12 protein-coding genes are annotated in these 9,451 nt (G+C 25.9%); 9 read left to right on the forward strand and 3 right to left on the reverse strand.

Annotated elements, in window-relative coordinates:
- Positions 1–73: 73 nt before the first annotated feature.
- Positions 74–262 carry a hypothetical protein gene (locus tag H9660_RS08175; RefSeq protein WP_191749885.1) on the reverse strand — a complete coding sequence of 63 codons (189 nt, stop codon included), beginning with the start codon at positions 260–262 and terminating at the stop codon, positions 74–76.
- 184 nt (positions 263–446) lie between these two features.
- On the opposite strand from H9660_RS08175, the gene H9660_RS08180 reads away from it, so the two are divergent.
- Positions 447–1,004 carry a GNAT family N-acetyltransferase gene (locus H9660_RS08180; RefSeq protein WP_191749886.1) on the forward strand — a complete coding sequence of 186 codons (558 nt, stop codon included), beginning with the start codon at positions 447–449 and terminating at the stop codon, positions 1,002–1,004.
- 239 nt (positions 1,005–1,243) lie between these two features.
- On the opposite strand, the gene H9660_RS08185 is transcribed toward H9660_RS08180, so the two are convergent.
- The gene (locus tag H9660_RS08185) at positions 1,244–2,416 is read right to left on the reverse strand and encodes an MFS transporter (protein WP_191749887.1); all 1,173 of its coding nucleotides are present in this window, start codon (positions 2,414–2,416) and stop codon (positions 1,244–1,246) included.
- Between the two features lie 158 nt (positions 2,417–2,574).
- On the opposite strand from H9660_RS08185, the gene H9660_RS08190 reads away from it, so the two are divergent.
- Positions 2,575–3,423 (forward strand): MurR/RpiR family transcriptional regulator, encoded by an 849-nt coding sequence (locus H9660_RS08190; protein WP_191749888.1) that lies wholly within the window; start codon positions 2,575–2,577, stop codon positions 3,421–3,423.
- A 40-nt stretch (positions 3,424–3,463) separates the two neighbouring features.
- Here the strand turns inward: H9660_RS08190 and H9660_RS08195 are convergent, their stop codons facing one another.
- A complete protein-coding gene (locus tag H9660_RS08195; RefSeq protein WP_191749898.1) occupies positions 3,464–4,318 on the reverse strand; it encodes a Cof-type HAD-IIB family hydrolase in 855 nt (284 codons plus the stop codon).
- 699 nt (positions 4,319–5,017) lie between these two features.
- Between H9660_RS08195 and H9660_RS08200 the strand changes: the two genes are divergently transcribed.
- The 7 genes from H9660_RS08200 (at position 5,018) to H9660_RS08230 (ending at position 9,179) form a co-directional block, all read left to right on the forward strand.
- Entirely contained in the window at positions 5,018–5,938 is a 921-nt protein-coding gene (locus tag H9660_RS08200) for an alpha/beta fold hydrolase (protein WP_191749889.1), read from the forward strand.
- Between the two features lie 35 nt (positions 5,939–5,973).
- Positions 5,974–6,414: a DMP19 family protein gene (locus tag H9660_RS08205; RefSeq protein ID WP_191749890.1), complete on the forward strand. Its 441-nt coding sequence runs from the start codon at positions 5,974–5,976 to the stop codon at positions 6,412–6,414.
- Positions 6,415–6,491: 77 nt separating this feature from the next.
- Positions 6,492–7,115 carry a hypothetical protein gene (locus H9660_RS08210; RefSeq protein WP_191749891.1) on the forward strand — a complete coding sequence of 208 codons (624 nt, stop codon included), beginning with the start codon at positions 6,492–6,494 and terminating at the stop codon, positions 7,113–7,115.
- Between the two features lie 197 nt (positions 7,116–7,312).
- Positions 7,313–7,696 (forward strand): hypothetical protein, encoded by a 384-nt coding sequence (locus H9660_RS08215; RefSeq protein WP_191749892.1) that lies wholly within the window; start codon positions 7,313–7,315, stop codon positions 7,694–7,696.
- Between the two features lie 102 nt (positions 7,697–7,798).
- Positions 7,799–8,566 carry a nucleoside phosphorylase gene (locus H9660_RS08220; RefSeq protein ID WP_207729444.1) on the forward strand — a complete coding sequence of 256 codons (768 nt, stop codon included), beginning with the start codon at positions 7,799–7,801 and terminating at the stop codon, positions 8,564–8,566.
- 238 nt (positions 8,567–8,804) lie between these two features.
- Positions 8,805–8,951 (forward strand): hypothetical protein, encoded by a 147-nt coding sequence (locus tag H9660_RS08225; RefSeq protein ID WP_207729445.1) that lies wholly within the window; start codon positions 8,805–8,807, stop codon positions 8,949–8,951.
- 54 nt (positions 8,952–9,005) lie between these two features.
- Complete coding sequence (locus tag H9660_RS08230; RefSeq protein WP_191749894.1) at positions 9,006–9,179, forward strand: hypothetical protein; 174 nt, start codon at positions 9,006–9,008, stop codon at positions 9,177–9,179.
- The last annotated feature ends 272 nt before the right edge of the window (positions 9,180–9,451 follow it).

Genomic DNA, 9,451 nt, shown 5'->3' on the forward strand with positions numbered 1-9,451 from the left:
TTGACTTTATTATAATTTCCCAAACAAAAAAAATAAGAGGCTGCCTTAAAGGTGACCTCTTATAATAAAAATATTAATCTTGATAGTTACTCATTGCATTATTAGCAACTGATACTGCATTTTGTACAGCATTTAAAGTATTTTGAATTTCTTGTTTGTTACTAGCTTTTTCTACAGAGCTTACAGCTTGATTTAAAGCTGTTTGAGCATTTTGTAATTGAGAGCAAGCGTTTTGTAATTGATCCTTAGCATTTTGTTGCATGGTATTACCTCCAAAATAATTTTAATAGTGATTAATTATCACAAATATAGTATGGGTAATTTCGAAATTTATATTCTTAAATAAAATATTAACAAGTAAAGGATGGGATAGAATGTATTACTATTTTAATTTTTTTAATAAAAATTAGTGATTATATAATTTTAGGGTAGAGGAGAAATTAAATATGATTAGATTAGCAACTATAAATGATAGTAAATCCTTATTAAAGATATATTCACAATATATAGATACAGCAATTACATTTGAGTTTAACCTTCCAACAGAAGAAGAATTTGAAAAACGTATTTTTGATATTACTAAAGATTATCCTTATTTGGTATATGAAGAAAGTGGAGAAATTTTAGGATATGCTTATGCAAATAGGCAAAGAGATAGAGAAGCTTATAAGTGGAATGCAGAACTATCCATATATTTAGATAAATCTTGTACATCAAAAGGATTAGGAAAAAAACTTTATTGCTTATTAATAGAAATATTAAAATTACAAGGGATTAAAACAGTATATGGTGCAGTTACTATTCCTAATAAAAAAAGTGAAGGACTTCACTTAGGTTTAGGATTTAAAAGTCTTGGTGTCTTTCATAAAACGGGATATAAAAATAATAAATGGCATGATGTAGAATGGTTTGAAAAACAAATTATGGAATACACTATGAACCCGGAACCATTTATATCAATTAGTAAAGTTAATAAAGAAAAAATTCAAGAAATTATTAAATAAATTTTAAGTCAGAGAATTGAATTATCCTTAGCTAGCAAAGTTATATAGCTAAGGCTTTTAATTCTTTAGGAAATTGTAAAAGTATTACCATGTGAATAATAGTTTTATAATTTCCTTCCTTCAGTTTGAAAAGAGATAAACATTGTATGACGGTGACTTGGAGCGCATGCGACGGAGCAAGGAATATAATGTTTATCTCTTTTTTATTTATTAATCTAGAAACAAAGTATAATAAATTATTATTTATTATTAGAATTTTTACATATTTTATTAACTTTTTCTGTCGATATAAGCATAAGTATCATCAATATTAATAGGAAATATGGTAAAATTTTAAATCCAACAACTTGTGATAGTACTCCAAATAAAGGTGGCATAAATGTACTGCCAATATATGCAGTAGCCATCTGTATTCCCATTATTCCTTGAGATAATTCTTTTCCAAATCTATTTGGAGTTTCATGTAGCATAGCTGGATAAATAGGAGCGCAGCCAAGACCTATTGTTATTAATCCTATTAACTGAATATTACTTGAGTAAGTTATAATTAATAAAATTCCACCAATAATACAAGTAACTTGTCCTATTTTTATCATTTGCTTATTATTTAATTTAATAGATATAAAACCAGCTAAGAATCTACCTATAGTAATACCTAAATAATATAATGATACCCATTTAGCAGCTGTTTTTGCAGATAGACCATTGCTTATAACTAAATAAGAACTAACCCATAAACCAGTAGTAAGTTCTACTGCACAATAACAAAAGAAGGATATAAGTGCAGGCTTAGCTCCTGGTAATTTAAGAAGAGTAGATATTTTAATGATATCATTATTACTAACTTCGTCATTAGTATTAATATCAAATCTTTTCCATAATGGTAAAGAGATAAATAGACATATAACTAATATAGCCTGAATTATGCCTATAGTAGCGTATCCAAGTCGCCAACCATTTTCTTTTAATAAATAAATAGACATTAAAAAAGGTCCTGTTGTAGCGCCTATTCCCCAAAAACAATGAAGCCAATTCATATGTTTAGCTTTATAATGTAATGCTACAAAATTATTTAAAGCAGAGTCTACAGCTCCGGCACCTAATCCTAATGGAATTCCAAGCAAACATATCCATATAAAACTAGGTGAAAAATAAATTCCTAACAAGCCAATAGCTGTTAAAAATACACTAAAGGTTGTAACTTTACCAGTTCCAAATTTCCTTATAAATTTTTCGCTAAAGAAACTTGAAATAATTGTACCACATGAAATTATCATAGTAACTAATCCAGCATAGGATATAGAAACATTTAAATCTTGATGAATCATTGGCCAAGCGGATCCTAATATTGCATCAGGTAATCCTAAACTAATAAAAGATATATAAATTATTATTAATAGTAATGTTAACATTTCTTGTCCTCCTTCATAAGTAGAAATATATAATTTTTTTTGTTAATAAGATTAATTATATTAAGCAAAGTGTGTATTTATTAAAATTGAATAATATTATATATTATAATTATATTCCATATTTATTAGGGATGATGGATAAATATAAGGAGATTATAATGAACATTTTTAATAAATTAATTAATACAAAAAATTTAACTAATAATGAAAAACAGATAGTAGATTTTATTTTAGAAAATCCAAATGAATTTTTAAATATGAGTTCTGATACAATTTGTAAAGAGTGCTTTGTTTCAACAACTACGTTATATAGACTTTGTCAAAAGTTAGATATATCAGGATTATCTGAACTCAAAGTTAAAATATCAGGTTCAATAAATAGTTATCTAAAGGAAAATAAAGAGTTTGATTTTGATTTCCCTGTTAAGCAAAATCAAACCCATTATGAAATACTTACAAAAATCAGAGAAGATTATGATCAAACAATACTTTCAACTTTTAATCTTTTCAATCTTGATCAGTTAAAATTATCTGTTAAAGCTATGAAAAAAGCAAAACAGATTGATGTTTATACTTCAGCAGGAAATATATTTTTTGCTGAAAATTTTAAGTTTCAAATGCAAGAAATTGGTGTTAATGTTAATGTTCCTATAGAAGAGTATAATCAAAGATTAGTAGCTTCATGTAGCGATAAAACACATATAGCTATATTAATATCTTTTGGTGGTAGAGGAATTTTAGTTAATAAACTAGCAAAAATTTTAAAAAATAATGGTACGCCAATACTATTAATATCATCAACTGAAGAGAATGCGATGATGGCTCTTGCTGATTATCAATTATATCTATGCTCTAATGAAAATCATTATAATAAAATATCCTCTTTCTCTACTAGATTATCATTACTATATATTTTAGATATTCTATTTGCTTGCTACTTTGAAACAGATTATGATAATAATTTAAAAAATAAATTATCATATTATAGAAAATTAACTGAATTTTAATTTACATATAAGAAGCTATCATTATGATAGCTTCTATTTCTTAGTTATAAAATAATTCAGGCATATGTTTACGTAATGATACTGCAATACCGTTTTCTTCATTAGATAAAGTAATTTCATCAGCTATAGATTTTAATTCTTCCACAGCATTCCCCATAGCTACTCCTATACCAGCATATTTAATAATTGAAGCATCATTATGTCCATCTCCAAAAGCAATCATTTCTTCTTTAGTGTACCCCATAGGAGTTAATACTGTATCTAATGCCTTAGCTTTATCTATACCATTAGCAGTAAACTCAAAATAGAAAGGTGCTGTAAACATGCAGCTTAATTTATCTTTAAATGGCTCCATAATATATTGATAGTTTTCTTTTAAATATTCTGGATCTCCAGCAATTAAAATTTTGTTTAGTGGATAATCAGCAAAAGAAGCTAAGTCATCTTTTTCGCATAGCTTAAACTTTCCACCTCTAGATTCATATTGAATAATATTAAAAGGTTCACCATTAATTTTTATTTCATTATCAAAAACATCATTTACATACATATAGTTATCCTTATTAATCATAGGCTTAACATTGAATTTCTTCATATGTTCCAATACTGCTTGTCCATCTTCAACTTTCATAGTCTCGTTAAATAAAATATTGTTAGTCTCACAATCGATAACCATAGAACCATTAAATGAAACTAAAAGTCCATGATAATGTTCCATATTTAGCTCTTTAGCAAAATCCATTAATCCAGAAGTAGGTCTTCCAGATGCTAAAACTAATATAGCTCCATTTTCTTGTGCTTTAATTAATGCTGATTTAGTTTCCTCTGGAATTAATTTTTTACTATTAGTTAAAGTGCCATCAACATCCATTATTATTACTTTAATACTCATAATATTATTTCATCCTTTCGTATTTTTAATAAATAAATTATAGACTGGAAAGTTATTTAATTAAATATAATATGATATTAAAGAATTATTTTTTCAGTTTGGGAATTTTATAATTAATATTTATGAAAAAATTTTTTCAATTTATAAGAGTGAAAAAGTAATATAAAATGATATTTCTTGTATTAGATGAATGAAAAAAGCTTGGAAATGATAAAGTTCTAATGGTTTGTGATAAAAAATAATTCCTCTGTTATAGAGGAAGCATCTATAGTTAAAGAAAAGAGTAGTATTTTTAATGAATTCAGAAATAGTAAAAATTAATAAAATAATTTCTTTCCTTCAGTTTGAAAAGAGATGAACATTGTATGATGTTGACCTGGAGCGCATGCGACGGAGCAATGAATATAATGTTTATCTCTTATTTTATGGCGTAAATAAAAATATTATTCTAATGGGAAATTTATAAAATAGAAATAGTTATCACCATATATTGTAAATAAAAACTGCCTTTGTTATACTTAAGATTATATTTATACAAAAAAATGGTTTAAAAGTGATAAGTTGTATGGGGATATAGTGAAAAACCATATGATCAATATTTATTTAGATGAATTAAAAACGATAATACAATATTAGTATTTTATTAATATGTGAGGTAAAAAATTAACATAAATTGTTTAAATGACTATGGGGGAATAGAGGATGATTAGACTATTGGATAAGATTATTTTAGGGAGCGTTGAACAATGGATACTAGTGAGAGGTGTAGATGAACAAAAGCCTATTATTTTATTTTTACATGGTGGACCAGGGCTTCCAATGATGCCTTTTCATCAGCATTTTCAAAAGGATATTGAAAGTATGTATTTAGTTGTACATTGGGATCAAAGGGGAACAGGGAAATCATATTCAGAAAATATACCAAATGAAAGTATGAATTTATTACAGATATTATCCGATGCTCATGATTTAGTTCTCTTACTAAAAAAGAAGTATGGTAAAGAAAAAATATATTTAGCAGGTCATTCATGGGGAACTATTATTGGCATGAACTTGATTAATTTGTATCCAGAAGATTTTTATGGATTTATTAGTATAGGGCAAGTTGTTGATTTTTCACAATCATTAAATATATCCTATGATTTTGCATTAATGAAAGCAAAAGAAACGGGGTGCGAGGAAGCAGTAAATGAACTAATAGGAATTGGTAATTCACCATTTATTGAAGATGATACGAAGTTATCTATAATTCTTAAAAATGTTGGAAGATTTGGTGGTAGGATGTATAACGAAATTAATTTTCGAAATATAGCAAATAAGTGTGAAGAATACACAAAAAATGATATAGAAAATATAGCAAAAGGATTGGATTTTTTTGACAAATATCTTTGGGATGAAATAATTAAAACAAGAATGATGGATAAGATTTTAGAACTTAAAGTTCCAATATATTTTCTGTGTGGAAAATATGATTATATAACTCCAACGATATTAATAGAGGAATACTACAAGAAAATCGTTGCTAAATTTAAAAAATTAATTATATTAGAAAACTCTGCTCACTATCCTTACATTGAGGAACCAGATAAGTTTTCGCAAATAATAATAGATATTTTAAAATAAAGTTTATGTTGCATGCGGCAAGAGGAGAGAGTTTTATGAGCAAATATTATGAAACTATAGTAAATGAGAATTATAGAAGTGAAGAATTATTTTATAAAATATTTGATTATTATCTAATAAAACATGTAGAAGGAGATTTTAATAAATTAGATGAAATAGAAAAGAATTTTTTGATGGTAGGTTTATTATTAACAGAAGTAAATAGTGGAGGTTTTGATTTTTATTTCATAGATGCAGAAGGAGAAAAATATGCGAGGCAGACTCTAGATTTTTTGAATTCCATAGACGAAAAGAACTTCTCGACTTTACTTAATAAGGCTACGGAAATTTTTGAATCAGAAAAAGGATATGATGAAAAATTTAAAGAATTAGGTATTATAGATGATGAGTTTTATAAATTTAGAACTAATGAATATAATGATCTATATGAGAAATGTATTAGATATTTAAAAAATGAACTTAATAAAATACTCTAGTTAATAGAAAAAATAGTTAATATAAAAGATTATTAAAGATAGAATTTATAAATGAAAAATTAAGGAGAGATGGTTATATGCCTCATAAAATAGAGAGAGTAAATCAATATGATGATACAAGATTTTCTAGAGAAGTATTACTAGAGCATGGAGCATTTCTTATTGATGATAAATATAAATGTTCATTTAAAATTATGAATCAAAACACAGCAATAGTAGAGTTTGATAACGAAGTAAATGTTGATGAAGTAATTGATGAATTTAGATTTTATGCTGAGCATATAACTAAATTTTATGGTATAAATAATAAACTTATAAAATCATTTAAAGATATTAATATATTTAAGTTGAATATTGAAGATATTCAACCATCACAATTTTATGTTGATAAAAAGAAAGTTGAATCAGTATCATATTTTATTAAAAGTAGTGATGATATTATTATTCCTTTAGTTAAAATTAATGATGAATTAGTTTCAGTAGATGGACATACAAGATTATACGTAGCTACTAAAAGAGACTATAAACAAGTATATGGTTTTTATACTTTAACAGAAGATTATATATCAGATTTTGTTTTAGAGGCAAAAAGGAGAAATGTTTTAACTCCATATGATTTGCAAATATTAGAGCATGATGAATATAAGATAAAGTGGAATGAGTTTTGTAATAACTTTTTTAGAAATCAAATAGCTAAATAAAAATTAAGATTATAAATACAAATAAAAGGGTGAGAAAATATGTAGCAATTAAAATCGTATTATATCTATGTCATAAGGATGATTATGATAATGCTTATAATTTATCAAGAAAATAATTTAATAGATAATAAGTATTTTTATATTTTGTGAGATTTATAACAACAATTTTATAAGGAATACTTTAGGGAGTGGGATACGTGTTAAGAACAATTAATGAGGAAGATATATCTATAGCAATTGATTTTGCTTGGAAATTAAGTCAAAAACTAGAAACATCAAGTTATCCATTGTATAAGGAAAAAAGTAAACATGAAGATAATATAGAAGGAAGTATTTTTATTAAGAAAAGTGAGGAAAATACATCAGAAATTTTTGGACTTTCAGTTTCAGATAAATATAAAGGAAAAGGTATTGAAGAAATTTTATTATCTAAATCATTAGAAGAATTATTTAAATATAATCCATTAATAAATAAAACAATCTTCTTTATTGATGAATGTGAAATAGAAGATTTAAATATGGTGCAGAAAATTGGATTTAATTACTTTAGTAGTTATCGTTGCTATGAGGTATGGTTATAAATTAAAAGGGGACAAGTAGGATAATGAAGAGAATTATTATTGGAGCAGGAAATACTTCTTATGAAGGTTGGATAGGAACACAGGGGAGAGGAGTAAATAAATATGATTATTATAAAAAATGAAATTCCAATTTTAGAGTTTGATACAGATGAAAAGTCAGTTATTATGCCAGAACATGAAAAACTTGACTTGAATTTACCAAGAAAAGCTGTTTTTGCATTTCTAGGTGAACATATAGATATATATGCAAAAAATAATGAATGTGAGAAAGTAGCTGAATTTATATCAGCGACCAAAGCATATCCCATATATGTAACTAACTATAAGGGAGAAAATATTTGCTTATGCCAAGCACCTGTTGGTTCAGCACCAGCAGCACAGTTATTAGATTGGCTTATAGCATATGGTGCTAAGGAAATTATTTCAGCAGGTTCTTGTGGAGCATTAGAGGATTTTCCTGAAAATACTTTTATTATTCCTAAAAAAGCTTTAAGAGATGAGGGCACATCTTATCATTATATGAAACCATCGCGCTATGTTGATGTTAATAAGGATGCTTTAATGGCAATTGAAAAAACTTTAAAAGATCATGGTTTAAAATATGTTGAAGTTATATCCTGGTCTACTGATGGATTTTTTAGAGAAACAAAGGAAAAGGTATTATATAGAAAAGAAGAAGGATGCTCAGTTGTTGAAATGGAATGTTCTGCATTAGCTGCTTGTGCACAGATGAGAGGCGTGATATGGGGACAAATTTTGTTTACAGCGGATAGTTTAGCAGATATTGAGAGATATGATGAAAGAAATTGGGGCGGAGATTCATTTGAATATGCACTAAAACTTTGTTTAGATACTTTAATTAATATATAGAAGTTTGAGAATAGAAGGGTAATTTTATATTTTTTGAAATATATATTCCATTAATGTATTTTCTTGAAAGGAGACATTTCTATGGAGAAAGTAGCAAATTTATTTTCTATTAAAATATCATCTCTACTTATTGGAATAGGGCTTGTAATTATTATAGTATTAGCCATCATCATCTGTAGGAAAAAAATTAGCTCATAAATTGTTTCAAGTAATGATAAGTGAAATTAAAAAAGAGGGAATGACAGATTTTAGAGGAGAAACAAGGGTTACAAACTATCCTATGCAAAAAGTATTTAGTGATTTTAATTTTATAAATGTAGAAACCTTTAAAGACTATTATGATAATCCTATTGAGGATGCATTGAGATATCAGTTAAATATATGAATAGTATTTATTTTTAATACAAGCCTATTTAAGGGATTATAGGAGAGGTTTAAAATGGGAATAGAATTTTTTATTATAGCCTTAATTTTATTAATTATATTTAATGTTGTGTATTATATGCCAAATAAGTTAAAAGAATATGAAGAAAAGCAAGCACTGTATTTAAAGGAATTAAATATTAGATTAAATAGAATTGAAAATAAAATAGACGAAATAAAAAAGGAATGATAGATGATGTATTTACCTCATATCAAAAAGAGTTTTGCTTTTTTTATGGCTTATGATATTACAGATATAATAATACTAACAGTTATTATTTTATTTTTAATGGGATTTATACTTTACAAAAAGAAGCATAAGAAGTGATAAAGATTTACTATGTTATTTTAAATATTTATTTGCTCTAATCATTTTGATACTAATGAAAAAATATTAGTATTCCAATTATTATTGGGATAAATACAATTAGTAATGATATAATAAATATATTTTTTATAACT

The organism is Clostridium gallinarum (assembly GCF_014836325.1).
GTDB lineage: Bacteria > Bacillota > Clostridia > Clostridiales > Clostridiaceae > Clostridium > Clostridium gallinarum.